The organism is Promicromonospora sp. NPDC050262 (genome assembly GCF_040655935.1).
Taxonomy (GTDB): domain Bacteria; phylum Actinomycetota; class Actinomycetes; order Actinomycetales; family Cellulomonadaceae; genus Promicromonospora.
The window spans coordinates 66012-91713 of record NZ_JBFAKX010000008.1 but is presented as its reverse complement, the minus strand read 5'-3'; the positions used below and the strand labels follow the sequence as shown (position 1 = coordinate 91713).

Genomic DNA, 25702 nt, shown 5'->3' with positions numbered 1-25702 from the left:
GCCGGAACGGCCGGCGGCGGCCTACTGCTCCGTGATGCCCAGGGCCGGCGCCGCCACGAAGCCTGCCCGCGCGTCGGCCGCGCCGTGGAGCTCCAGGAGCACCAGCTCGTTGCCGACGTCGCGCACCACCGGGCCCGGCACGTACAGCGTGTGCGTGGGGCCGAGGCTCCAGTACCGGCCCAGTAGCTCGCCGTTGACCCAGGCCAGGCCCTTGGTCCAGCCGTCGAGCCGGAGGAAGTGGTCGGCCCCGCCGACCGAGTCGAACGTGGCGCGGTAGAGCCCGGCCCCGACCGGCCGCACACCACGAGCCGCGACCGGCAGCGCACGCCCCGGCGCGTCGAGCGCCGCGCGCAGCAGCTCCGGGGCGTCCTCGACGCGCAGCGCGCCGGCCTCCCACTCGTCCAGGGTGCGGGTCGCCGTGCGCACCGGGCCGACGAGGCCCTTGGGCTCGCCGATCCGGGGCCCGTAGTTGACCCGGCCCTGGTCCTCCACCAGGAGCGTGAGGTCGCCCGCGCGGGCGGGCAGCGCGACGGCGAAGGTGTGGGACGCGCGGTCGAGCACCCCCACCTGCTCGTCGTCGACCAGCACGACGGCGCGGTCGCGCACCTCGTTGACGGTCAGCACGAGGTCGTCGGCCTGGATCCGGGTGCGGTAGACGGCGAAACCCGACCACAGCCGCAGGTCGTCGGTGGTGGGCGTCGACGTGAACGCAGCAAGGTCCTCGCGCAGCAGGCTCGGCAGCGCGTGGGCCAGCGGCACCTGGGCGGACAGGTCGACGTCCAGCACCGGCGCCGCGGCCGGCCCGTCGGCATCCGGCGTCCCGGCGTCCGGGACCGGCAGGTGCCGGGCGATGACCTCGCGCATCGCGTGGTACTTGGCGGTGGGCGTGCCGTCCTCGGCGAGCGGCGCGTCGTAGTCGTAGGACGTCGTGATGGGCCGGTAGATGCCCTTGTCGTTGGCGCCGCTGGTCAGCCCGAAGTTGGTGCCGCCGTGGAACATGTAGAGGTTCACGGACCCGCCGGCCGCGAGCAGGTCGTCCAGGTCGGCGGCGTTCGCCTCGGCCGGGGCGATGTGGTGCTCCAGGCCCCAGGAGTCGAACCAGCCGTTCCAGAACTCCATGCACATCAGCGGGCCGGTCGGCTGGTGCCGCCGCAGGATCTCCAGCCGTTCCGTGCTGCGCGAGCCGAACGTCGCGGTCTTGTGCAGCTCCGGCAGGCCGCCGCGGGCGAGCATCTCGTCGTCCGCCTGGTCGCAGGTGAACAGCGGCACGTCGATGCCCTGCTCGCGCGTGAGGTCCACGAGCGCGCGCAGGTACTTCTGGCGCTCCGGCACCGGGTCGTTCCCGTAGGCCCCGTACTCGTTCTCCACCTGCACCATGAGCACGGGCCCGCCGCGCGTCACCTGACGCTCGGCCACCAGCGGCAGCAGGTTGGCGAAGTACGTGCCGATCGCCGCGAGGAACCGCGGCTCGTGCCGGCGCACGCCCACCGCCCGGTCGGCGAACAGCCAGCCGGGCAGCCCGCCGCCGTCCCACTCCGCGCAGATGTAGGGACCCGGCCGCACGATGGCGTGCAGGCCCTCGGCGGCCACCAGGTCGAGGAACCGGCCGAGGTCGCGCCGTCCCGTCAGGTCGAACGTGTCCGGGTCGGGCGCGTGGAAGTTCCACGGCACGTACGTCTCGATGGTGTTCAGGCCCATGAGCCGGGCCTTGCGGATCCGGTCGGCCCACTGGTCGGGGTGCACGCGGAAGTAGTGCAGCGCGCCGCTGACGACCTGCATCCGCTCGCCGTCGAGCAGAAAGTCCTCGGGTCCGATCTCGAACGTGGCCATGTGTGGTTCCTCGGGGGGTGCGGTCGTGCGGCAGAGGCACGAGGCGTGGGGGTTGGGTGGGGACACGGGACGACGGCGGGGGGAAGGCCCCCCGCCGTCGTCCGGTCAGCTCAGCCGCGGCTCACTCGGAGACGGTGAAGCCCTGCTCGTTGCCGTACTTGACGATCGACTCCTGCCAGGCGCCCAGGCCGTCGGTCAGCGGCGTCGAGCCCGTGTAGGCCTGGCCCACGGTGTCGGGGAAGATGCTGTTGGCGTAGACCTGGTAGGGCAGGTACTGCCAGCCGGGGACGACGCCGGTGGCCGACGCCGAGAGCACCTCGTTGATCTTCTGCCCGCCGAAGTACTCGGACTCCTCGGCGAGGAACTTCTCGTCGGTGAGGTCGGCGAGCGTCGCCGGGAAGTTGCCGCCCTCCAGGCGGGTGGCGACGCCGTCACCGGCGTTCGCGTACTGGAGGAACCCGTAGGCCAGCGCCTTCTTCTCGCTCGCCTGGGTGATCGACAGCGCGGAGCCGCCGTTCTCGGCGGTCTCGGTGGCGCCCGCCGTCCACTGCGGCATGGGCGCGACGCGCCAGTCGCCGGACGCCGGGGCGGCGCCGGACTCCAGGTTCGCGGGCATCCAGGCGCCCGTCACCAGGGCCGCGATCTCGCCGCTGCCCAGGCCCTGGAACCACTCGTCGGACCAGGCCGGCACGTCGGCGACGAGGTCGTCGTCGAGCAGCTGCTGCCACATCTCGGCGAACTTGGTCGAGCCCTCGTCGGCCAGGTCCACGGTCACGTCCGTGCCGTCCACCGCGAAGGGGTGGCCGCCGGCCTGCCAGATCATCGACGTCGCGAAGCCGGCGTCGCCGTTGTCCGCGGTGATGTACGTGTTCGGGTCGGACTCGTGGAGCTTCTTGGCGGCGTCGACGAACTCGTCCCACGTGGCCGGCACCTCGACGCCAGCCTTCTCGAACGTCTTCGCGTTGTAGAACAGCGCCATCGGGCCGGAGTCCATCGGCAGGCCGTACACGGCGTCACCGCTGGTCACGGCGCCCCACGGGCCGGGGGAGTAGGTGCCGTCGAGCTCGCTCGCACCGTACGGCGCGAGGTCGGCCAGCGACTCGCCGATGGAGAACTGCGGCAGGGCGTAGTACTCCATCTGCGCGACGTCGGGCACGCCCGAGCCCGCGCTGATCGCGTTCTGCAGGGCCACGTAGTGGTCGTTGCCGGTACCGACGTTAGCCAGTTCGACGTTCACGTTGGGGTACTCGGCCTCGAAGTCCTTGACGACCTGGTCCAGCGTGGGCTCCCAGGCCCAGACCAGCAGGTCGCCGCCCTCCTCGAGGGCCGCGGAGACGTCCTCGGGGGAGACGGTCTCCGCGGCGTCGCCGCCGTCGGACCCCGAACCGCACGCGGTCAGGGTGAGCGCCAGGGCGCTCGCCGCGGCGAGCACGCCCAGGGCGCGGTGGTGGCGGATGGTCATGGTGGTTCCTCTCACTTCATCGTCAGTCGGATCTGTCTGGGGGGAAGGCTCTGGGGAGCCAGGCGGCACGAGCCGCCCGGCTCGGGTCACTCCTTGACGCTGCCGGCGGCCAGACCCGACTGCCAGTAGCGCTGCAGGAGCAGGAAGGCCACGATCAGCGGCAGGATCGTCAGGAGCGAGCCGGCGATGACGAGGTTGAAGATGGCCTCGCCGCCCGCCGTCGTCGCCTGGGCGTTCCACGCGTTCAGGCCCAGCGTCAGCGGGTACCAGTCCGGGTCGCGCAGCATGATCAGCGGCAGGAAGTAGTTGTTCCACGTCGCCACCACGGTGAACAGCAGCACCGTGACGATGCCGGGGGCCATCATCGGCAGGCACACCTGGAAGAAGGTGCGGGCCTCGCTGGCGCCGTCGATCCGGGCGGCCTCCATGATCTCGTCGGGCACGGCGTCGGCCGCGAAGGTCCACATGAGGTAGAGCCCGAACGGCGAGATGAGCGACGGGATGATCACCGACCAGGGCGTGTTGGTCAGGCCGAGGTTGGCGAACATGAGGAACGTGGGCACCGCCAGGGCGGTGCCGGGCACGGCCACGGCGCCGATGACGACGGCGAACACGGCGCGCTTGCCGGGGAAGTCGAACTTGGCCAGGCCGTAGCCCCCGAGCAGGGCCAGCAGCGTGGCACCGCCCGCGCCGACCACCACGTAGAGCAGCGTGTTGAGGAACCAGCGCCCGAAGACGCCGCCGTCGTAGGTCAGGACGCCGGTGATGTTGTCCCACAGGGCGAAGTCGCCGCTGAACCACAGGCCGAACGAGCTGAACAGGTCGGGCTGCGTCTTGGTCGCGTTGATCAGCAGCCACACCAGCGGGATCAGCGCGTACAGGCCGATCAGGGCGGTCAGCACCGTCAGCAGGACGCTGCGCGTGGGCCGGGCGTGCGAGGTGCGGCGGTTGTTGCGCAGGCGCGGAGGGGACTTGCGGGGGCGCACGGTGGGCGCGGTCATCAGGACGTTCGTCATGGCTCAGGCCTCCTTGCGCATGCCGCGCAGCTGCACCACGTAGGCCACGAGCATCGTGAGCACGCCCATGATGATCGCCACGGTGGCCGAGTAGTTGTACTGCTGGCCGGAGAAGGACAGCGAGTAGGCGTACAGGTTCGGGGTGTAGTGCGTCGAGATGTAGTTGGGCGACAGCGGCTGCAGGATGCTCGGCTCGTTGAAGAGCTGGAACGAGCCGATGATCGAGAAGATCGTCGCGACCACCAGGGCGCCGCGGATCGCGGGCAGCTTGATCGCCGAGATCACCCGCCACGGGCCGGCGCCGTCGATCTCCGCGGCCTCGTACAGCGAGGCGGGGACCACGCGCAGCGCCGAGTAGAAGATCAGCATGTTGTAGCCGACGAACTCCCAGGTCACGATGTTGCCGATCGCGGGGAGCACCAGTGCGGACGCCAGCGGGTCGGGGATGCTCGTGCCGAACAGGTCGTTGATGTTGCCGACCAGGCCGAACCGCTCGCCGTACATGAAGCCCCACATCAGGGCGGCGACGACGCCGGGTACGGCGTACGGCAGGAAGATCGTCAGGCGGAAGAAGTCGCGCCCGTACAGGCGGCCGCTGTCGATCGCGAGGGCGACCAGCAGCGAGATGCCGAGCATCACCGGTACCTGGACCAGCAGGAACAGCGTCACGCGGCCGGCGCCGTCCCAGAACTGCGGGTCGCTGAGCACCCGGGCGTAGTTGTCGAATCCTACGAACGACGTGCCGCCCACGAGCTGTGTCTGGAACAGGCTCAACCAGAGCGAGTAGACGATCGGCGCGAGGAAGACCAGGGCGAACACGGCCATGAAGGGTCCGACGAACCCCCATCCGGTCCAGCGGGAGCGGCGTCGTGCACGCCCCAGGGTCTTGGGCACGGCCGGCGGCGATGCGAGCGTGGTCAAGGGAAGTCGCTCCTTCACGAGTGAGGTCAGCATGTCGTCGTGTTGACGTAAACATGGTGACGCGGACTAGGGTGCTCGTGAGTTACCGGAGGTGTCAAGCGCACACCGGTGCGAGGCACATCACGAGGAGGTGGATGCCGTGGAGGGCAGAGGTCCGTCCCTGGGCGATGTCGCGGTGCTGGCGGGAGTGTCGACCCAGACCGTGTCCCGGGTGTCGATGGGGCTCGACAACGTGCGTCCCGCGACGCGGGACAAGGTGCTCGCCGCGATGGCGCAGCTCGGCTACGCCCCGAACACCGCGGCCCGGGCGTTGCGGTACGGGAGCTTCCGGACCATCGGCATGATCGCGCACGGGCTCGCCCGGACCGGCGAGTCGCGCACCATCGAGGCGGTGGTCGAGGCGGCGCGCAACGAGGGCTACACGGTCACGCTGATCGACGTCGAGAACCCGTCGTCCGACGTCGTCTCCGCCGCGGCGACCCGGCTCTCCCACCAGGCCATCGACGGGCTGGTGATCGTCCGGGCCGAGACCGTCACGCCCGACCGGCTCGCGCTGCCGTCCCGGCTGCCCGTGGTGGTGTCGGACTCGCGGTTCGTGGGCCACCACCCCGCCGTCGGCGCGGACCAGGTCGACGGCGCCCGGCAGGCCACCCAGCACCTCCTGGACCTGGGGCACCGCACGGTGCACCACGTGCGCGGGCCGGCCGGGTCCGCTCCCGCGCAGCTCCGTGAGGAGTCCTGGCGCGCCACGCTCGTCGCGGCCGGCCGCCCCGTCCCCGCGGTGGTGCCGGGGGACTGGACGGCGGGTTCCGGGTACGACGCCGGACGCCGCCTCGCCGCGGACCCCGGGGTCACCGCGGTGTTCTGCGCCAACGACGAGATGGCCGCGGGCGTGCTCCGCGCGCTGCACGAGGCCGGCCGCTCGGTGCCGGGCGACGTGTCCGTGGTGGGGTTCGACGGCATCCTGCTGGCCGAGTACCTCTGGCCGCCGCTGACGACGGTGGTGCAGGACTTCGGCGAGATCGGCCGGCGCCTGGTGGCCCGGCTGGTGAGCGAGGTCCGGGCCGGTGCGGGTGGTGCCGACGGTCACGGCGAGGATGCCGACCTGCACGAGGTGGTCCCGGTGGAGCTCAAGATCCGCGAGAGCACGGCGCCGCCGCGGGCGTGAGCCGGGGCCGGCGGGTGAACGTCGAGGTGACGCTGAGCACGTCCGTCGTGTCCGCGACGCGGCGGGACGGGCGGTCGTGACGGGCCCCGGCGGTCCGGCGTCATCGGGCCGCGCGCGCCTGGCCTGGGACGCTGTCCCAGGCGGACGGTATACGGTCACCCCTGGGTCGGTGTGACCGTGCCGGGATCGTTACCCGGAGCCCCTGCCGGACACGTATCCGGCACCGAACATTCACCCCGAAACCCGTAGGATCGGCTCGATGGCGCAATCAGAGGGCAGGGGTGTTACCCGAGTGGAGTCACACACGACAGGGGCTCTGCTCGACCCGTCGACCCGTCCGACCTGGCGCAGCTCCGTGGTCGCCGCCGTCATCGCCGTGCTGGTCTTCGCCCTCTGCATCTGGCAGGTCGTCGTCCGCGGGCCGTTCATCGCCTGGGACTGGCAGTTCCACTACTACGTGGACTCCCACCACCCCGTGGGCTGGGAGAAGATCTTCCTCGACATCGTCGCGAGCATCACGGGCGAGCGCATGTTCACCATCCCGATGGTGGGCGGCACGGCCCTGTACGTGGCCCGCAAGCAGGGCGGCCCGGGCTCGCTCCGGGAGATCTGCACGCGCCGCCCGGTGCTCGCCGTGGTGGCGGGCCTCGCGACCATCGCGCTGATCGGCTACGGCACCAAGTTCGGCCTGGGGCGTACCGGCCCCCACCACAACATGGACGTGCTGCACGCCGGCGGCCAGGCGTTCCCGTCGGGGCACGCGGCGAACACGTTCTTCACCGGCTTCTTCATCCTGTGCCTGCTGTTCACCCAGAACGGCCTGTATCCGAGCGTGTCCCGGCTGCGCAAGATGATCCCCGTGGTCGCCGTGATCGTGATGATCGCGGGCGCCCTCATGTCCTGGCTGGACTACCACTGGCTGAGCGACATCCCGGGCGGCTGGCTGCTCGGGTTCATCGCCTGCATGGTGGCGCTCTCCGTGCTGCGCGCCCCGCGCCGGGAACGAGAACCCGCGCCCGCGCCGCCGGGTGCGCCCGCGCCCCCGGCCTAGGACCGCGCCTGTCCGGCGCGGCCGCGCCTTCACGGCGGGGCGGCTCAGAGCCGCTTCAGTGCGTCCTCGACCAGCTCCCCGACGACGTCGCCCACCGCGGCCCGGTCCGCCGGCACCAGCCCGATCCGGGTCCGACGGTCCAGCACGTCGTCCGCGTCGAGCGCGCCCTCGTGGGTGACCGCCCACTCGATCTCGGCGCGCGTGACGTCCAGGTGCCCGGTGCCCGGGATGCCCTGCCCGACGACGTCCGACGCGCCCGGCAGCGCGGCGGCGGCCAGCACGTCGGGGGCCTCGGCGCCGTAGCGCGCGACGAGGGCGGGGGCGAGGGGCGGGGCCGCGACCTGCGTGGCCCGAGCCCCCGCCCGCGCCAGGGCATCGGCCGGCGGCACCGCCCGCGGCGGCGCGCCGACCAGGGGCAGGTCCGCCGTCCAGCACGGCCCCGCGGTGAGCCCGGCGTGCTTGACGGCCAGGTCGACGGCGTCCTCGGCCATGGTCCGGTAGGTCGTCAGCTTGCCGCCCAGCACGTTCACCGCGCCCGTCGCGGAGGAGACCGCCACGAGGTGCCTGCGGGAGACGTCGGACGAGCCGAGCCCCGGGCCGTCGCCCGGCCCGGCGGAGTCCACGAGGGGCCGCAGCCCGGCGAAGGCGCCCACGACGTCGTCGGGCAGCAGGGGGCGGTCCAGCACGCGGGAGACCGTGGCCAGCAGGAAGTCGATCTCGGGCCGTGTGGGCACGGGCACGTCCGGGACGGGGCCAGGGGCCTCCTCGTCGGTGAGGCCGATGATCACGCGCCCGAGCTGGGCCGGCAGCGCGAACACGAACCGGGAGGCGGACCCGGGCACCGGCACCATGAGGGCGCCCGCCGGGTCGCCCAGCCGCGCGGCGGGCACCACGACGTGCGTGCCGCGGCTCGGCCGCAGGCGCACCGACGGGTCCACGGTCCCGGCCCACACGCCCGTGGCGTTCACGACGACGCGGGCCCGCACCCGCAGACCGGCGCCGGTCAGCGTGTCCTGGAGGGTCGCGCCGTCCCCGTGCAGCTCCGTGGCCCGGACGCGCGTCAGGATCCGCGCCCCGCGCCCGGCGGCAGTGCGCGCCAGGGCGACGACGAGCCGCGCGTCGTCGACGAGCTGGCCGTCGTGCGCCACCCACGCCCCGTGCAGGTGCTCGCGCGCGACCGCCGGCACGAGCCGGGCGGCCTCGCCCGGCCGGGCCAGGCGCGGCGCGGGCAGCACGTCCGACGACGTCCCGGCGTCGCGCCGCAGCAGGTCGCCCAGCCCGAACCCGATGCCCGCCGTGAGGCCCTGCCGCGGCCCCACGCCCTGGGTGAGCGGCAGCACCTGCGGCAGCGCCCGGACCAGGTGCGGCGCGGTGCGGGTCATCAGCACGTGCCGTTCGCGCGCGCTCTCGCGGGCCACGCCGACGTCGCCCGTGGCCAGGTACCGCAGGCCCCCGTGCGCCAGCTTGGAGCTCCACCGGGAGGTGCCCCACGCCAGGTCCCGCGCCTCGACGAGGGCGACCGACAGGCCGCGCGCCGCGGCGTCCAGCGCCACGCCGGCGCCGGTCACCCCGCCGCCGACCACGAGCAGGTCCACCGGCTCGGAGGCGAGCTCGTCGAGCTCGCGCTCGCGGCGCCGGGCGGTGAGGGCGGTGCGCTGCATCGTTCTGCTCCCTGGTCGGGTCGGCTTCTGGGGTGGCGGGCGCCGGGCCGGCGCGCCGGTCAGGGGCGGAGGTACCCGTCCAGGGAGTGCGCGAGCTCGGCCCGCAGGGCGGCGTCGTCGATCACGGTGGTGACGGTCCGGTGCGAGAGCACCGCCGACTGGGAGATCAGCAGGACCATGACCGCCATGTCCGTGGCGGACCCGGCCCGGACCGTGCCGCCCTGCTGGGCCGCCGCGACCGCGGCGGCGAGCCACTCGAGGATCACGCGCTGCGACCGGCCGATCCGCTCGAAGGCGTACCGCGTGAAGACCTCGGGCTCCTCGGTCAGGAGGTGCCCGTAGACCGGGTCGGCCCGCAGCAGCTCGCCGAACCGCACCACCTTGTCGACGATCGTCGCGCGGTCGGCGGCCCGGGGACCGACGGCGGTGATCACGAGCTGGGCGCGGTGCGCGAGCAGGGCGCGCAGCACGTCGTCGGCGGACTCCCACCGGCGGTAGACCGTGGGCCGCGAGACGCCGGCCACGCGGGCGAGCTCCGTGACGGACAGGCCGCGGGTGCCGCGCGTGGCGACGAGCAGGGCGGCGGCCTCCAGCAGGCGCGCCTCGGTGCGGTCGGGGGCGGCGTCGGGGTCGCCGCCCGGGGTGTCGCCGAACGCGTCCGGTGCGGGCGAGATCCCCTCGGGGAGTGCATTACGAATTGTCATCTTGTGTAACACTGTAACGCGACGCCGGTCGGTGGCCAACACCGGACGCCGTCGACCACGACATGGCCGTCGACACGACACGGAGGACGCGTGAGCACGCTGCCGGAGAAGCCGCCGCAGGACGAGCGCATCGACATGCGGTGGGACGGCTGGGGCGACCCGGCGCGCGCCCACGGGCTGCCGGGCGGCGTGAAGCTCCTGCTCACGGCCGTGCTCGGCCGCACGCCCGCGCCGCCGCCCGGCCCGGACCTCGCCGACGTCACGATCAGCACCCCGCCCCTGCCCGGGGACGACGTCGCGGCGCTCGCCGCGGTCGTCGGCGCCGAGCACGTGGACACCGGCCACGACGTACGGCTGCTGCACGCGGGCGGCAAGTCCACGCCGGACCTGCTGCGGCGCCGGCACGCGGAGCAGGCGGCGCCGGGCGCCGTGGTGCGGCCCGGCTCGGAGGACGACGTCGCCGCCGTGCTGGCCGTCGCGGTGGGGCGCGGCCTCGCCGTCGTGCCGTTCGGCGGCGGCACCGCCGTGACCGGCGGCCTGACGCCGGACGCCGGGACGCACCGGGGCGTGGTCAGCCTCGACCTGCGCCGGCTCACCGGCCTGGTCGCCCTGGACGACGTCTCCCACGAGGCGACCTTCCACGCCGGCACGACGGCGCCCGCCGCCGAGGCCGCGCTGGCCCACCGGGGCTTCGAGCTGGGGCACTTTCCGCAGAGCTTCGAGTTCGCGACCCTCGGCGGGTTCGCCGCCATGCGCTCGTCCGGCCAGAACTCCGCCGGGTACGGGCGGTTCGACGCCATGGTGACCGGCCTGCGCGTGGTCACGCCCACGGGCACGCTCGACCTGGGCCGGGCGCCCGGCTCGGCGGCCGGGCCCGACCTGGTGCGCTGGTTCCTCGGCTCGGAGGGCACGTTCGGCGTGATCACCCGGGTGCGCCTGCGGGTGCACCCCGCGCCCGAGGCGCGCCTCTTCGACGCCTGGACCTTCCGCGACTTCGCCGCGGGCGCCGACGGCCTGCGCCGTGTGGCACAGCTCGGCACGGGCCCCACGGTGATCCGCCTGTCCGACGAGGAGGAGACCGCCGTCTCCCTGGCCCAGGTCGGCAACATCGGCAAGGCGCTGACCCGGGGCTGCTCCGCCGTCGTGCTGCACGAGGGGCCCGCCGACCTGGCCGCCGCGCGCCGGGAGGCCACCACGCGCGTGCTGCGCGAGGCGGGCGGCCGGCCCGCCGCCGAGAAGCTCGCCGCGTCCTGGGACCACGGCCGGTTCCGGGCGCCGTACCTGCGCGACGCGCTGCTCGCCGCCGGCGTCTTCTGCGAGACGCTGGAGACCGCCACCACCTGGTCGAACCTGCGCGCGCTCAAGGCGGCCGTCACCACGGCGCTGGCCGAGGGGTTCGACCGGGAGCACGCGAAGCACCGCATCCTGTGCCACATCTCGCACGTCTACCCGACGGGCGCCTCGCTGTACTTCACGGTGATTGCCGGGCTGGGTACCGACCCGCTGGAGCCGTGGGACCGGGTCAAGTCCGGCGTGAACGACGCGATCATGGCGGCGGGCGGCACCATCAGCCACCACCACGGCGTCGGCGCCGACCACGCGCCCTGGCTGGAGCAGGAGATCGGGGCGACGGGCCTGCGCATGCTCCGTGCGGTGCGGGCCGAGCTGGACCCGGCCGGGATCATGAACCCGGGCGCCCTGCTCGGAGACACCCTCGGATAGGTTGCGGCCATGACTGAGCAGGTCGGGCACATCGCGGTGCTCGTGAACCCCGCCTCGGGCCACGGTGTCGGGGCGGACAGCGGGCACGTCGCCGTCGACCGGCTGCGGGCCCGGGGCGCACACGTCAAGGTCTACCAGGGCGCGGACGAGCGCGAGACCGTCGAGCTCGGGCGGCAGGCCGTCGACGAGCGGCCCGACGTCGTCGTCGTGGTCGGCGGCGACGGCACGGTCTCGTCGGTGCTGGGGCCCGTGCTGGCCTCGGGCGTCCCGCTGGCCGTGATCCCCGGCGGCACGGGCAACGACCTGGCCCGCGAGCACGGCATCCCGCTGGACGACGCCGCGGCCGCCGCCGACCTCGCGCTCGACGGCGCCCGCCGCCGCGTCGACACGGGCACCGTCACGGCCGCCGACGGCACGGTGCGGCACTTCGTCACCGTGCTGTGCGCGGGCCTGGACTCGCGCACCAACGAGCGCACCAACCGGATGACGTGGCCCCGGGGGCCCGCCCGGTACCTGGCCGCCGTCTACATCGAGTGGCTGCGGCTGCGGCGGTTCGGGTACCGGCTGGAGCTGACGGGGGAGCCGGGCCCTGGTGCGGCCGCGCCGGACCGGCCCGCGCCGGGCGGGGCACCGGCGTCCGGCCTGCGCGTGCTGGAGCAGGACGGGTACATGCTCGCGATCGGTCTGACCAGGACCTACGGCGGCGGCGTGCCGATCTGCCCCGGCGCGGACCCGGCCGACGGCCTGCTCGACATCACGCTCGTCCAGGCGATGGGCCGGTTCCGGCTCCTCGCGTTCGACTCGCTGATCAAGGCCGGCACGCACGTCGAGCGGCCGGAGGTCACGACGCTGCGCGCGACCGCCGTCCGCCTGACGGCTCCCGAGGGCCTGGTCACGTACGCGGACGGCGAGCCCATGGGCCCGGTCCCGGTGACGGTGGCGGCCCACCGCGAGTCGTTGACCCTCTGCGTCCCGGCCTGACGCGGTGCCGTCCGGCCTGCCCGCCGACGTCGTTCCGGTCGGGCTGCCCTCGCAGCTCCCCTTTGAGGCCTAAGTTTCTTCGCTTTGAGGCAGCTCAAAGCGAAGAAAGTCGGGCCTCGAAGAGCACCTCCGACGGCGGGGCGACGGCGGGGCGACGGCGGGGCCGACAGCGGTCGGCCCGCGGGCCGGCGGCGGGCCGGCGGCGGGCTGTGACCTGGGTCACCGTCCGGCGATGTCACGTCCGCCGCTCGGGCGGTGTCTGGATGGGTCCTAGCCGAGTCGTCGAACGGAGCCGATCATGTCCAGCACGCCGAGGAGCACCGGGCGCAGCGCCGACAGCGCCGGGCGCAGAATCAGTACCCGGGTCGGCGGCGTCCTGCCGCGCACCCTGACCAACCGGGCCATGGCCGCGTTCTCCCGCCTGCGGTACGGCGCGGTGCTCGACCCGCTGGTCGCCGTCGGGCACCACGGCAAGGTGACCCGCACGTACGCCCTGACCGAGCTCGGCGTGGGTGGCTGGAAGGCGCTCGACCCGGGCCTGAAGTCACTGGCCGTCATGGCCACGTCCGTCCAGATCGGCTGCACGTGGTGCGTGGACTTCGGGTACTGGGAGGCGCAGCATCAGCACATGGACCCCTCGAAGCTGCACGACGTCCCCGTCTGGCGGACGAGCGAGCGCTTCACCGACCTGGAGCGCGACGTGCTGGCGCTCGCGGAGGCCGAGACGGCCACGCCGCCCACCGTCGACGACGAGCTGGCCGCGCGCCTGACCGACGCCCTCGGGCAGGAGGCGTTCACCGAGCTCGTCGCGATCGTGGCCGTGGAGAACCTGCGCAGCCGGATCAACGCCGCGATGGGGCTGAGCGCGCAGGGCTTCAGCGACCGGTGCGAGGTGCCGATGGGCGGTCCGCTCGCCCAGGTGGGAGAGGACTAGTGCCGGACGGCGCCACCCTGGCCTTCACCGACAACCGCCGCCTCCTGTTCACCGTCGCCTACGAGATGCTCGGCGCGGCCGCCGACGCCGAGGACGTGGTGCAGGAGGCCTGGCTGCGCTGGTCGGCGAAGGACCGCTCCGACGTCCTCGACCCGCGGGCCTACCTGGTGCGGATCACCACGCGCCTCGCGCTGAACCGGCTGCGCACGCTGCGCCGGGCGCGCGAGACGTACGTGGGGCCGTGGCTGCCCGACCCGATCCTCACCACGCCCGACGCCGCCCTGCCGGTCGAGCGCGCCGAGGAGGTGTCGCTGGCGCTGCTCGTGGTGCTGGAGACGCTGTCGCCCGTGGAGCGCGCGGTGTTCGTGCTGCGCGACGTGTTCGACCTGCCCTACCAGGAGATCGCCGGGGCGCTCGACCGCGAGGTCGCCACCGTGCGGCAGACCGCCCACCGGGCCCGCGAGCACGTGCGCGCCCGGCGGCCGCGGTACACGCCCGCGGGACCCCAGCACGCCGAGGCGACCGAACGGTTTCTCACGGCGTGCTTCACCGGCGACGTCGCGGGCGTGCTCGCGGCGCTCGCCCCCGAGGTGGAGCTCGTGACCGACGGCGGCGGCGTCGTCCGCGCCGCGCGCCGGATCATCCGCGGAGCCGACAAGGTCTCGCGCGCCCTGGTCGCCTTCGCCGGTGACGCGACCGTGGGGCGCATGGAGTGGGTCCCCGTGGAGATCAACGGGGCGTCGGGCATGCTCGCGCTGCTCGACGGCGCGCCCGCCATGGCGACCGTCGCCGAGTACGGCACCGGCGACCAGGACGGCCTGCTGGCGCGCGTCATGGTGTTCCGCAACCCGGAGCGCCTGGCCGGCCTGCGCCGGCAGCCGGGCTGAGGAGCCCCGCGGGGGTCAGGCCCCCGCGAGGTCTCCCGCCACCAGGCTCAGCTCCCGGCGGGCGTGCGGCGGCACCACCTCGCCCGGGATGCTCAGCCCGACGGCCCACGTCGTGTCGTCACCCGCACGGCGGGGGACGAGATGGGCGGCGCAGGCGATGTCGTTGCGGAACTCCCCGTGCTCCTCGACGACGGCGTCGGGGCGCAGGCGGGCGAGCTGGGCGTCGAGCGCCGTCATGTCGGCCGCGGTCCGCGGCGTGAACTTGCGCATCCCGGCGTCGACCACCAGCTCGTGGCGCTCGCGGCGGGACATGCCCAGCAGCAGCGCCTTGCCGAGCGCGGTGGCGTGCGCCGAGACGTCGAGCCCGCGCTCCAGGTCCTCGATGTACGGGGAGCCGGGGGCCTCCGCGTAGTCGACCACGACCACGCGGCCCGCGCTGATGCGGCCCAGGTACGCGCTGTAGCCGCTGCTCTGCGCGAGGTGGCGCAGCACCTCGCGGGTGTCGGGGCCGCGGCCGAGCGAGCCGAGCTGCTCGTAGAACCGGTGGCTCACCTGCTCGCCGACGTCGTAGGTGCCGTCCTTGAGCCGGGTCACGTAGCCCTCGTAGGCGAGCGTGCGCACGAGGTGGTACGTCGTGGAGAGGTTGAGGCCGCTCCGGCGTGCGATCGCCTTGACGGGCAGGCCCGGAAAGCGGGTGACGACCTCGAGGACACGGAAGGCGCGGGCAACGCTCTGTACCAGGTCGTCCGGGCGCTCCCGCTCGGAGTCCAGTGTCACGTGTCCCCCTTGCTCGTCGGAGGAGGCCGACGGTACCTGTGTGACGCTGCCTTTCGACTGTGCGCTGTCGAGGGTGAACGTGGTCCGAGAAGACTCGACAGGGTGGTTCGAGGGTGCGACAGTTTGTCTGCCCTCGCAGACATGGTAGCCACGGGTGTGGCCGAGGTCACGGTACAAGACGGCAACGTGGGTGGGTTCACCCTGGGCGATCGAGGACGACTGCACAGATACGGTGAATCAATGAAAATACACGAACTGGGTGATATCCGACAAGTCCCCCCGAGGCATCCGGGCCCTCCGCGCGGGCCGGAGCCGTCCCGCGAGAGGCCCGCAACCGTGCTCGACGACCTGTCCGACACCCAGGACCACCGCCCCTGGCGAGGCACGCGGCCGCTGCGGCTCGACGCCGTCACGCACCTGACGCCGCTGGTCCGGGCGTCGGGGCTGGCCGACCCGCGCGAGCTCTACGACGAGCTCGAGGCGCAGTGGGGCGAGGTGGCCCCGGTCGAGCTGGAGCCCGGGGTGCCCGCGTGGCTGGTCATGGGGCAGCGGCTCGTCTACGACATCATGCGCAACGAGCACGTGTTCGCCACCGACCCGCAGCTCTGGAACGGGCACGCGCGCGGCGGTCTGTCGCGGACGTCGGGCCTGCGCCCCGTGCTCACGTCGCACCAGCGGTTCTCCGCCAACCACGCCGACGGCGCCCTCCGGCAGCGCCTGCGCGTGCCCCTCGACGACGCGTTCGAGCAGCTCTCCGAGCCGCTCACGGCGGCGAAGGTGCGGTCCTTCTGCAACCTGCTCATCGACCGCTTCGAGGACCGCGGCCGCGCCGACCTGATGCTGGAGTACGCGTCGGTGATCCCGCTCCTCGTGGTCGCCGACATGATCGGCCTCGACCCGGAGGACGGGCAGCGCCTGTTCGACCTGACGCGCCGGATGGCCGGGGGCGGCACCGACTCCGCCGACGCCGTGCACGAGATGGACCGGATGCTCGGCGACCTCGTGGCGGTGCGCCGGCAGCACCCGCGGCGCGACCTGGCGAGCTCGCTGGTGGCCCACCCGAACATGCGGGACGACGTCGAGGTCACCCACACCCTGCTCGCCGTGGCCTACTCGGGCAACCTGACGCTGACCGCCTGGGTGGCGCAGACCCTGCTGCTGACCCTGGCGGACGCGCGGTTCTCGGGGCGGCTGCACGGCGGCCGCATTGACCTGGACAGCGCGATGGACGAGGTGCTGTGGCGCTCCACGCCGACGATCCACAGCCTGCCCCGCTTCGCCCGGCAGGACGTCGTGCTCGACGACAAGCTCGTCGCGGCGGGCGACCCGCTCGTCCTGGCGATCCACGCGGCGAACACGGACCCGCGCATGGACACCGGCGACCCGTGGGACCACGTGGGCAGCCGGGCCCACGTCTCCTTCGGCACCGGCCCGCACGCGTGCCCGGCGCCCCGCACGGCGCGCGTGATCGCGAGGATCGCCGTCGAGACGGTGCTGCGCCGCCTGGAGGTCGTGCTGCGGATCCCCGCCGCCGACGTCACGTGGGACCGGTCGCTGTGGATGCGCCAGCCGGTGAGCATCCCGGTCACCTTCCCGGTGCCGGTCGAGAAGGCCGCCGAGCAGGCATAGCACGCGACCCCTGCGCAGGTGGTAGTGCCCGGGCCGGGCGTCCCGGAGGTAGGTTGCGCCTGTGAGCAAGGAGGGTCACATGCGCATCGGCATACCGGACGACGGCGGGCCGCTCGTGCCCGCCACCCCCGCGACCGCCGGCCGGCTGGTCGGCCTGGGCTACGACGTGGTCGTGGCGGCGGGAGCGGGCGCGGGGGCGGGCTTCCCCGACGCCGCCTACGCGGCCGCGGGAGCCGCCGTGGTGCCCGGCGGCGAGGCGTGGGCCGCCGACGTCGTGGCGGTCACCCGGGCGCCGGAGCACCTCACCGCGCCCGGCCCGGCGGCGCTGCGGCCCGGGGCGGTGCTGATCGCCCAGATCGCGCCCGCCGCCCGGCCGGACCTGGTACGCGAGCTCGCGGCGCGCGGCGTCACCGCCCTGGCGCTCGACGCCGTGCCGCGCATCTCCCGCGCGCAGTCGCTCGACGTGCTGAGCGCGCTGTCGAACGTCGCGGGGTACCGGGCCGTCGTCGAGGCCGCCGCCGAGTTCGGCGGCATGTTCTCCGGCCAGGTCACGGCGGCGGGCACCACCCCGCCCGCGAACGTCTTCGTCATCGGCGCCGGTGTGGCCGGCCTCGCGGCCATCGGCGCGGCCGGCAGCCTCGGCGCGCAGGTGCGCGCCTTCGACGTGCGCCCCGAGGTGGCGGAGCAGATCGAGTCCATGGGCGCCACGGTGGTCCGGGCCGACGACGCCGCGCAGCAGGTCAGCGCCGACGGGTACGCCCAGGCCCTGACCGCCGACCAGGAGGCCGCGGCCCTGCGGGCGTACGCCGTCGAGACGGCACGGGCCGACATCGTCGTCACCACCGCGCTGGTGCGCGGGACCGCGCCCACCACGATCACGGCCGAGATGGTCGCGCGGATGCGGCCCGGCAGCGTGGTCGTCGACCTCGCCGCGCCCGGCGGCGGCAACTGCGAGCTGACCGTGCCGGGGGAGCGCGTGGTCAGCGACAACGGCGTCGTGGTCCTGGGATACACCGACCTGCCCGACCGCATGCCCCGGCACACCTCGGAGCTGCTCGGCACGGCCGTCGCCAACCTCGTCCAGCTCGGCACGCCGGAACGCGACGGCCGCCTCGCGCTCGACCCGGACGACGTCGTCGTGCGCGGCATGACCGTCGCCGCCGGCGGCGAGGTGCTGTGGCCGCCGCCCCCGGTGGCGGTGTCGGCGCCCGCCGCGCCCGTGCCGTCGGCCGAGGAGCCGGGCGAGCCCGCCGGGACCCCGGCCCGGGCGGCGGGCGGGGCTCGGGCGGCCGGCGGGGCGCGCCCCGCGCCGTCGTTCGCGCGCTGGGTGCTGGTCGCCCTCGGCGCCGTGCTGGCGGCGCTGGCCGTGGCGGCCTCCCCGCCGGACCAGGCGGCCCACTTCACCGTGCTGGCGCTGGCCGTGGTGGTCGGGTTCTACGTGATCTCGCACGTCAGCCACGCCCTGCACACCCCGCTCATGTCCCAGACCAACGCGATCTCCGGGATCATCCTCGTGGGCGGGATGCTCCAGATCGGCTCGGCGGACCCGGTGGTGACCACGCTGGCCGTGCTGGCCTCGGCGGTCGCGAGCATCAACATCTTCGGCGGGTTCCTCGTGACCCACCGCATGCTCGGCATGTTCCACCACAGCCCGGGCGAGGGGGACCGCCGATGAGCGTCGAGTCGGTGGTCCAGGCCGTGTACCTGGTCGCGGCGGTGCTGTTCGTGCTGTCGCTCGCCGGGCTGTCGAAGCAGGAGACGGCGCGGCGCGGTGTGCTGCTCGGCATGACCGGCATGGGGCTCGCGCTGGTGGCGACCGTCGCGCTGGCCCTGGACCGGTCCGAGCGGCCGGTGGGCGTGACGGCCGGGCTGATCCTGCTCGTGCTCCTGGTGGGCGCGGCGGTCGGCACCTGGCGGGCGCGGACCGTCGAGATGACCCAGATGCCCGAGCTCATCGCGCTGCTGCACTCGTTCGTCGGCGCGGCAGCCGTGCTGGTGGGTTTCGGCTCCTACCTGACCGACCCCGGGTCGGCCGGGTCCGATGGCACGGCCGGGGCGGACGGCGCCGGGGCCACCGTGCACCTGGTCGAGGTGTTCCTGGGCGTGCTGATCGGCGCCGTGACGTTCACGGGTTCCGTGGTGGCCTTCGGCAAGCTGTCGGCCCGGCTCCGCTCCTCGCCCCTGCTGCTGCCGGGCCGCAACTGGCTCAACCTCGCCGCCCTCCTGGCCTGCGGGGGACTGCTCTGGTGGTTCCTCACGGCGGGGGAGTCCGGCCTGGTGCCGCTGCTGCTCATGACCGTGGTCGCGCTGGCTCTCGGCTGGCACCTGGTGGCGGCGATCGGCGGCGGCGACATGCCGGTCGTCGTCTCGATGCTCAACTCCTACTCCGGGTGGGCGGCCGCCGCGGCGGGGTTCATGCTGGGCAACGACCTGCTCATCATCACGGGCGCGCTGGTCGGGTCCTCGGGTGCGATCCTCAGCTACCTCATGTGCCGCGCGATGAACCGGTCGTTCGTGAGCGTGATCCTGGGCGGGTTCGGCGCCGAGCCCGGCGTCGTCGCGCAGGGCGCCCCGGCCGAGCAGGGCACCTACCGGGAGACGACGGCGCTGGAGGTCGCCGACCGCCTGACCGCCGCCCGGTCGGTGATCGTGGTGCCGGGCTACGGCATGGCGGTGGCGAAGGCCCAGTACCCGGTCGCGGACCTCGTCGCCCGGCTCACGGCGCGCGGCACCACCGTGCGGTTCGGCATCCACCCCGTGGCCGGCCGGCTGCCGGGCCACATGAACGTGCTGCTCGCCGAGGCGAAGGTGCCCTACGACCAGGTGCTGGGCATGGACGAGATCAACGACGACTTCGCCACGACCGACGTCGTGCTGGTGATCGGGGCCAACGACACCGTGAACCCGGCCGCCCAGGACGACCCGGCCTCGCCCATCGCGGGCATGCCCGTCCTGGAGGTGTGGCAGGCTCGGGAGGTGGTGGTCTTCAAGCGGTCGATGGCCACGGGCTACGCGGGCGTGCAGAACCCGTTGTTCTTCCGCGAGAACACCGCGATGCTGTTCGGGGACGCGAAGGACCAGGTGGAGCTGATCGTCCAGGCCCTCTGACGGCGTCGGGCACCCTGGTTCCGGCCTGCGCCTTTTGCATTCCGGTGGTCATGTGTGGGTGAATTGAGGGTGACGCGCTCACACCGCGCGGTAACGAGTTGGTATAAAGGGGCGCGCCAGGAAAGTCCGGCGTAGTTCCCTCAGTGCGGAGGCCGAGTGTTGACACGCTCTCTCGTGACCGGAACGGCCGCGATCGTGGGGTTCCTGGTGCTTGTGGCGACCACCGAGCTCTTCTGGTTCGGGCCTCCGTCCGGCGCGCACAACGCCGGCGAGATCTTCGCCTCCGTCGGCGGTGCCACCCTCACCGTCCTCACCTGGGCGGTCGTCGGCTGGTCCGTCGCCCGGATCGCCCGCGCCCTGCGCCTGGCCCGCATCTCCGTGCTCGTGGGCATGGTGGCCCCGGTCGGCGCGATCATCGCCTTCACCCTCTCGGTCGACCTGGACGCGTGGTCCACCGGCTTCGGTGTGCTGGCGTTCGCGGCGGCGTCCGCCGGCGTGCTGGTGACGATCCGCCGCCGCAAGGCGGCCCGCCCCACCGCGATCCCCGGGTCGAAGGGGCACCCTCCGGTGCGGATGGCCGCGTGAGCGACGCGCCGGTCGCGGTGGTCGGCCCCGGCGCGATCGGCGGTCTCATGGCCGCCCTCATGCAGCGCGCGGGGCACGACGTCACGGTCGTCGCGCGCGAGCGGACCGCCGCGCACATCGCCGAGCACGGGCTCGACGTCGTCTCCGACCTCTTCGGGAGCTGGCACGCGCCCCTGGCGGCGTCCACCACGGTGCCGCCGGGCGCGCGCGTGCTCGTCGCGGTCAAGGCGGACGGCGTGGCCGCCGCGGCGGACCTGCTGCGTGCGGCCGACCCGGTCGAGGTGATCGCGCTGCTCAACGGCGTCGAGCACATGGTGCCGCTGCGCGCGTCGGCCCCCGGGGCGGCCGTGTTCGGCGCGACGATCGCCGGCCAGACGCGGCGCACGCCCGCCGAGGGCCCCGGCCCGGCGACCGTCACCCACTCGTTCGACCTGCTCACGGTCGTGGTGCCCGACGCCGCCGCCGACCTCGGCCTGACCGCCGCCCTCCGGGACACCGGGGCCGTGCTGCAGACCGGCGGCACCGAGGCCGAGGTGCTCTGGAAGAAGCTGCGGTTCCTCGCCGCCCTGTCGCTGCTGACCTCCACGTGGAAGACCGGGATCGCCGACGCGCTGGACCGCGACCCGGCGCTCACCGCCGGGCTCCTGGACGAGATCGCCGCCGTCGCCTCCGCCGAGGGCGTGCCCTCCACGGGTGCGGACCTGCGCGGCCTGCTGGCCGGGATGCCGCCGCTGACCGTCGGCTCGCTGGAGGCCGACCTGTCGGCGGGGCGGCCCGGCGAGCTCGACGCGATCGGGGGAGCGATCCTGCGCGCGGGCGCACGCCGCGGGATCGTGATGCCGGTGCTCACCGCGACGGTGGACAAGCTGGCGGCATCGGTCGGCCGCTAGGCCCGGCCTCGAAAGGGCTCACCAGAACCGGACCGGCAGCCGGTGCCGCGCGTACACGCTCTCGACCGCCGCGCGCACCTGCGCGGGGGTGCCCAGCCGCTCGTCGTCCAGCCCGAGCACCGCGAGCGTCGCGATGCCGTTGTGCTCGGACCACCAGGAGTCCAGGCCACCACGCATCTGCCGCAGCCGCCCGCGCGTGAGCCCCTGCGTCACGCCGCGCATGAGCACGCTGGAGGCGGGCGTGCCGAGCGGCGCGGCGAACGCCGTCGGCAGCCGGCCCAGGTTCGAGGCCAGGCACAGCGGCGCGGTGCCGTCGCGCGCCGCCAGCTTCGCGACGGCGTCCGGCACCATCTGCATGAGCGGCTTGAGCGGGCCCAGGGTGTCCACCCGCGTGCCGGAGGTCAGTGCCGCGAACTCGGCCTTGGAGCGGGCCCGGATCTGCGCCATGTCGGCCACCACTCCGGCCCGCTCGGGTGCGGGCGTCACGGTGGTGTCCACGGCGATGGACACCCCGGACGTCGCGTTGGACCGCAGGTCGCCCGGCTGCCGCAGGCTCACGGGCAGCGACACGCGCACCGGCATGCCCGCGCTCGCGGCGCCCGCGGCGAGCAGGATCTCCGTGCACACCGCGATGAGCAGGCTGTTCGCCGTGCCCCCTGCGGCATGGGCCGCGCGGTGCCAGGTGGAGGCGTCCGTGTCCACGACGACGATCGGTGGGTGGGCGAGCTCGGCGTCGTCGGGCCGCGGGGCGGGCCGGGGCCGGTCCCCGGACTGCTGCGCCATGAGCGGCGGTACCGGTCCCTGCCGCGCCATCCGGCGCAGGCCGCCCACGGCGGCGCGCGCCTGGTAGGTCGCGTCGCGCAAATCGGCCACGAGGCCCGTGCGGATCCGCTCGCCCTCCTTGGGCAGGCGCCGGCTGTCGGACGACGGCGCACCCTCGGCGTACCCGCCCGCGAAGGCACCCCGCGCCGCGGCTGCTGCGACGGCCGCCTCCAGGGCGCCCACGTGCATCCCGCCGTCGGCCACCACGTGCGAGGTGACGAGGCTGAGCAGGCTCCCGCCGCTCGTCGTCGGCGCGGCGGACAGCGCCCAGGTGGGACCGTGCTCCGGGTCCAGGCTCACCTGGGCCTGCTCGTCCGCCCAGGCGAGCACGTAGGCCTCGGGCACCGGCGCGGACCCGATGAGCAGGTCGGGCAGCGTGGTGGACGCCGACCACCGCGCGCGGGCGCCCGGGAGCCGGCCGGGCCGCACCACGCGCTGCAGCGGGCCCTCGGCCAGGCCGCGGTGCAGGGCGCGCAGCGCGTCGAGGTCGAGCGGCGCGGGCAGCCGCCAGACGGTCTGGTTGACCACGGCCACGCCGAGCACCCGGCGGGTGCGCAGGAACAGGTCGTCGTCGTAGGTCAGGCGGTTGCTCGCGGCGGGGGAGCTCGTGGTCGGCGGGATGGCGGGCTGGATGGCGGGCGGGCTGGTCACAGGGCTGGTCACTGGTTCTCCGGTGCCGGGCGGGCGGGTGGTCGGCGGGCGTGTAGGTTGCGCGCGTGCGTCATGTCATGGCCCTGGTGGGCAGTCGAGGAGATGTCCAGCCGGCCCTCGCGGTCGCCCTGGAGCTGCGCCGGCGTGGGCACGAGGTGGTCACCGGCGTGGCGCCGAACCTCGTGCCGCTGGCCGGCCGGCTGGGCCTGGACCCGGTGCCGCTCGGCATCGACTCCGCGGCCCTCCTGGGGTCCGACCTGGTGCGGCGCGACATGCGGTCCGCGCACCCGGTGCGCCGGGTGCGGGCGCTGCGCGCCGTGGCGTCGGCCGGCTGGGACGAGCTCCGCACCGGCCTGCTGGCACTGCTCGACGACGTCGGCGGCGCGGACACCGTGGTGACGGGCCTGCTGGGCCAGGAGGTGGCCGCCGCGGTGGCCGAGCGGCGCGGCCTGGCCATGGCGGCGCTGCACTACTGCCCGGTGCGGGCCAACGGCGTGGTGTCGCCCGTGAGCGGCGTGCGCGGACCGGGCGCGACCCGCGCCGTCTGGGCGCTGGGGGAGCGGGTGCGCTGGGGCCTGACCCGCCGGGCGGAGAACGCCCAGCGCGCCGAGCTCGGGCTTGGCGGCACGCGCGTGCACCTGCCCACCCGGCTGCGCGACGCCGGGGCGGTGGAGGTCCAGGCCTACGACCCGGCGCTCGCGCCCGGGCTGGCCGACGAGTGGGGGCCGGGCCGCCCGCTGACGGGCTTCCTCGCCCTGGACGATGACGCCCGCGCCCGGCTCGGGGAGGCCGGCGCGGGGTCGGGCGGCGGCCTCGACGCGGGGCTCGACGGGTGGCTGGACGACGGCGAGCCGCCCGTCTACGTGGGCTTCGGCTCCATGCCGGTGGCGGACCCGGCCGCGCTGGTCGCCGCCGTCGACGCCGCGTGCGCCGACCTCGGGGTGCGGGCGCTGGTCAGCGCGGGCTGGAACGACTTCTCGGGGGCTGCCGGCCCCGGCGGGCCGGGCGGCGCGGCCGGGCCGGACGGGGCTGCCGGCCCCGGGCCCGACGCGAAGCGCGTGCGCGTGGTCGGCGCCGTCGACCACGCGGCGGTGCTGCCCCGCTGTCGGGCGGCCGTGCACCACGGCGGTGCCGGGACGACGGCGGCGGCGCTGCGCGCGGGCCTGCCCGCCGTCGTCGGCTGGTACTCCGCGGACCAGCCGATGTGGGGCGACCTGCTGCGCGGCGCGGGCGTCGGCGTGGCCCGCCGCGCGAGCACGCTGACGCAGCCCGGTGTGCTCGCCGGCGCGCTGACCGAGGTGCTCGACGACGCCACCGCGGCCCGCGCCGCCGCGCTCGGGGCGCGGCTGGTGCCCGCGGACCGGGCGGTCGCGGCGGCGGCGGACGCGTTGACCCGGCTGTCGGACGACCGGGCCTGAGCCGGCGTCGCCCCCGCAGCGCCACGTGCGGCCTCTCACCACGGGGCCGCCGGCAGCTTCCAGGCCTCGGCCTCGGCCAGCACCAGGCGGCGCAGGGTGTCGGCGTCGGCCACGCGGTCGGGGTCGAGTGCGGCGACGCTGAGCGTCGTCGTGCGGCCCGCCGTGGTGCAGAAGGCGACCAGCCCGCCGCCCGCGGCGCGCAGCTCGGCGGCGGACGCGCCCTGGTAGTGCGACAGCGTGGCGACGGCGCGGACCGGGCCGCCCGCCGCCTGCGTGTAGCCCTCGGGCGGGCGGCCCAGGTTGGACGCCAGCGCGGCGGCGACCGGCGGCTGCGGCAGGCGGCTGACCAGGGTGTCCGGCAGCATCTGCACCAGCTCGAGCGGCACCGGGGCCACCCCGGGCTCCGCCTGCCCGACGGCGGTGTACGCCTCCTTGGCCGCCGCCCGGACCCAGCCGAGGTCGCGGTGGGCCAGCACGTCGGCGGGGATGGTGACGCGTGCGATCTTGGTCGAGTTGGCCCGCGGGTCGTCGGCGCCGCGGGTCGAGACCGGCAGCGCCACGGGCACGGGCTCGCCCGGGAACCGGCCGGTGGCGTGCACCAGGCGGGCGAGGAACGCGACGAACCAGGTGTTGGGCGTGCCGCCGTGGGCGGCGGCGGCCTGGGTCACCTGGTCGGCCGGGAGCTCGACGTGCAGCACGGGCACGCGCCAGCCGGCGTCGTCGGCGGGCGCGGGAGCCGGGCCTGCCGGGTCCGGCACCCCGGCGGGAACGCCGGGAGCGGGCTCGTCCGGCGGGGGCGGCACGGGCTCGTGCCGCGTGCCCGGCGCCCCGGCCTCGACCTGCGGGGCGGCCTCCTGCGCGGCGGCCTGCGCCTTCGCCCGGGCCTTGTCCCGGGCCCAGCGCGCGACGGCGGCGGCCTGCGCCGCGGCGTCGGCGGCGTCCGCGAGCAGCGCCCGCCGGCCGCGCTCGGGTGCGGGGACGACGATGGGCTCGGCGTGCGTCGCGGCGCGCACCACGGCGTCGATCAGCGCGGCGCCGTCGGCGACGGCGTGCGCGCAGGTGAGCGAGACGACCGACCCGACCACGGGCCCGGCGCCGCCGGCGCCCGGGCGGCCCGCGACGTCCGCGGCGGAGATCCGCCAGGAGAGGCCCCGAGCAGGGTCGAGCGGCACGTCGGCCTGGGCCTGCGCCCAGGAGCCCACGCCGCCCTCGGGCACGGGCGCCGTCTGCAGGTCCAGCACGGGCAGGGTGCCGGCGGGCGCCCAGCGGTGCCGCGCGCCGGGTACGCGGGCGCGTACCACGCGCCGGTGCAGCGCCCCGGCGGCGAGGCGTCCGGCCAGGTCACGCAGCCGATCGGCGTCGAAGGGGCCGTCGAGGCGCCACAGCACCTGGTTCACGGCGGGGCTCGTGCCGCCGTCGTGCCGGCGCAGGAACATGTCGTCGGCGAACTGCAGGCGCAGTGCGGGTGGCGGGTCCGTCACGCTC

The 25702-nt window shown here is 74.9% G+C and carries 21 protein-coding genes; 12 read left to right on the top strand and 9 right to left on the bottom strand.

What is annotated here, in order from left to right:
• Positions 1-21: 21 nt before the first annotated feature.
• The 4 genes from AB0I29_RS14120 to AB0I29_RS14105 form a co-directional block, all read right to left on the bottom strand.
• On the bottom strand, positions 22-1830 hold the full coding sequence (locus AB0I29_RS14120) for a beta-galactosidase family protein (RefSeq protein ID WP_357482304.1): 1809 nt from the start codon (positions 1828-1830) through the stop codon (positions 22-24).
• Positions 1831-1951: 121 nt separating this feature from the next.
• Complete coding sequence (locus AB0I29_RS14115) at positions 1952-3292, bottom strand: sugar ABC transporter substrate-binding protein (RefSeq protein ID WP_285108134.1); 1341 nt, start codon at positions 3290-3292, stop codon at positions 1952-1954.
• Between the two features lie 86 nt (positions 3293-3378).
• On the bottom strand, positions 3379-4308 hold the full coding sequence (locus AB0I29_RS14110) for a carbohydrate ABC transporter permease (RefSeq protein ID WP_285108132.1): 930 nt from the start codon (positions 4306-4308) through the stop codon (positions 3379-3381).
• A 3-nt stretch (positions 4309-4311) separates the two neighbouring features.
• Positions 4312-5229 carry a sugar ABC transporter permease gene (locus tag AB0I29_RS14105; protein ID WP_285108130.1) on the bottom strand — a complete coding sequence of 306 codons (918 nt, stop codon included), beginning with the start codon at positions 5227-5229 and terminating at the stop codon, positions 4312-4314.
• Between the two features lie 130 nt (positions 5230-5359).
• Here AB0I29_RS14105 and AB0I29_RS14100 point away from each other — a divergent pair, with 130 nt between their 5' ends.
• Together AB0I29_RS14100 and AB0I29_RS14095 are read left to right on the top strand one after the other, a co-directional pair.
• Complete coding sequence (locus AB0I29_RS14100; RefSeq protein WP_357482301.1) at positions 5360-6397, top strand: LacI family DNA-binding transcriptional regulator; 1038 nt, start codon at positions 5360-5362, stop codon at positions 6395-6397.
• A gap of 292 nt (positions 6398-6689) precedes the next feature.
• A complete protein-coding gene (locus AB0I29_RS14095) occupies positions 6690-7448 on the top strand; it encodes a phosphatase PAP2 family protein (protein ID WP_357482300.1) in 759 nt (252 codons plus the stop codon).
• A 44-nt stretch (positions 7449-7492) separates the two neighbouring features.
• Here AB0I29_RS14095 and AB0I29_RS14090 read toward each other — a convergent pair whose 3' ends face one another.
• Both AB0I29_RS14090 and AB0I29_RS14085 read right to left on the bottom strand, forming a co-directional pair.
• Complete coding sequence (locus AB0I29_RS14090; protein WP_357482298.1) at positions 7493-9109, bottom strand: glycerol-3-phosphate dehydrogenase/oxidase; 1617 nt, start codon at positions 9107-9109, stop codon at positions 7493-7495.
• A 59-nt stretch (positions 9110-9168) separates the two neighbouring features.
• Complete coding sequence (locus AB0I29_RS14085) at positions 9169-9813, bottom strand: TetR/AcrR family transcriptional regulator (protein WP_357482296.1); 645 nt, start codon at positions 9811-9813, stop codon at positions 9169-9171.
• A gap of 90 nt (positions 9814-9903) precedes the next feature.
• Here AB0I29_RS14085 and AB0I29_RS14080 point away from each other — a divergent pair, with 90 nt between their 5' ends.
• The 4 genes from AB0I29_RS14080 to sigJ all read left to right on the top strand — a co-directional run bounded on the left by AB0I29_RS14080 (position 9904) and on the right by sigJ (position 14337).
• Entirely contained in the window at positions 9904-11535 is a 1632-nt protein-coding gene (locus AB0I29_RS14080; RefSeq protein ID WP_357482294.1) for an FAD-binding oxidoreductase, read from the top strand.
• A gap of 9 nt (positions 11536-11544) precedes the next feature.
• Entirely contained in the window at positions 11545-12516 is a 972-nt protein-coding gene (locus AB0I29_RS14075) for a diacylglycerol kinase family protein (RefSeq protein ID WP_357482292.1), read from the top strand.
• 298 nt (positions 12517-12814) lie between these two features.
• Positions 12815-13450: a carboxymuconolactone decarboxylase family protein gene (locus tag AB0I29_RS14070; RefSeq protein ID WP_357482289.1), complete on the top strand. Its 636-nt coding sequence runs from the start codon at positions 12815-12817 to the stop codon at positions 13448-13450.
• Positions 13450-14337: an RNA polymerase sigma factor SigJ gene (sigJ, locus tag AB0I29_RS14065; protein WP_357482287.1), complete on the top strand. Its 888-nt coding sequence runs from the start codon at positions 13450-13452 to the stop codon at positions 14335-14337. The genes AB0I29_RS14070 and sigJ overlap by 1 nt, the downstream gene beginning before the upstream one ends.
• A gap of 15 nt (positions 14338-14352) precedes the next feature.
• Here the strand turns inward: sigJ and AB0I29_RS14060 are convergent, their stop codons facing one another.
• Positions 14353-15114, bottom strand: a complete 762-nt coding sequence (locus AB0I29_RS14060; protein ID WP_285108112.1) for a helix-turn-helix domain-containing protein — start codon at positions 15112-15114, stop codon at positions 14353-14355.
• Between the two features lie 336 nt (positions 15115-15450).
• Here AB0I29_RS14060 and AB0I29_RS14055 point away from each other — a divergent pair, with 336 nt between their 5' ends.
• The 5 genes from AB0I29_RS14055 (at position 15451) to AB0I29_RS14035 (ending at position 21326) form a co-directional block, all read left to right on the top strand.
• Positions 15451-16743, top strand: a complete 1293-nt coding sequence (locus AB0I29_RS14055) for a cytochrome P450 (protein WP_357482284.1) — start codon at positions 15451-15453, stop codon at positions 16741-16743.
• 79 nt (positions 16744-16822) lie between these two features.
• Complete coding sequence (locus AB0I29_RS14050; RefSeq protein WP_357482282.1) at positions 16823-18418, top strand: Re/Si-specific NAD(P)(+) transhydrogenase subunit alpha; 1596 nt, start codon at positions 16823-16825, stop codon at positions 18416-18418.
• Positions 18415-19851, top strand: coding sequence for a Re/Si-specific NAD(P)(+) transhydrogenase subunit beta (gene pntB / locus AB0I29_RS14045; protein WP_285108107.1), 1437 nt, complete (start codon positions 18415-18417; stop codon positions 19849-19851). Before AB0I29_RS14050 ends, pntB begins: the two co-directional genes overlap by 4 nt.
• 174 nt (positions 19852-20025) lie before the next feature.
• Positions 20026-20436, top strand: coding sequence for a hypothetical protein (locus tag AB0I29_RS14040; protein ID WP_285108105.1), 411 nt, complete (start codon positions 20026-20028; stop codon positions 20434-20436).
• On the top strand, positions 20433-21326 hold the full coding sequence (locus tag AB0I29_RS14035) for a 2-dehydropantoate 2-reductase N-terminal domain-containing protein (protein WP_357482280.1): 894 nt from the start codon (positions 20433-20435) through the stop codon (positions 21324-21326). The genes AB0I29_RS14040 and AB0I29_RS14035 overlap by 4 nt, the downstream gene beginning before the upstream one ends.
• A gap of 18 nt (positions 21327-21344) precedes the next feature.
• Here AB0I29_RS14035 and AB0I29_RS14030 read toward each other — a convergent pair whose 3' ends face one another.
• A complete protein-coding gene (locus tag AB0I29_RS14030; RefSeq protein ID WP_357482277.1) occupies positions 21345-22811 on the bottom strand; it encodes a hypothetical protein in 1467 nt (488 codons plus the stop codon).
• A 53-nt stretch (positions 22812-22864) separates the two neighbouring features.
• Between AB0I29_RS14030 and AB0I29_RS14025 the strand changes: the two genes are divergently transcribed.
• Entirely contained in the window at positions 22865-24217 is a 1353-nt protein-coding gene (locus AB0I29_RS14025; protein ID WP_357482275.1) for a nucleotide disphospho-sugar-binding domain-containing protein, read from the top strand.
• A gap of 35 nt (positions 24218-24252) precedes the next feature.
• Here the strand turns inward: AB0I29_RS14025 and AB0I29_RS14020 are convergent, their stop codons facing one another.
• Complete coding sequence (locus AB0I29_RS14020; RefSeq protein WP_357482273.1) at positions 24253-25698, bottom strand: hypothetical protein; 1446 nt, start codon at positions 25696-25698, stop codon at positions 24253-24255.
• Between the last annotated feature and the right edge of the window lie 4 nt (positions 25699-25702).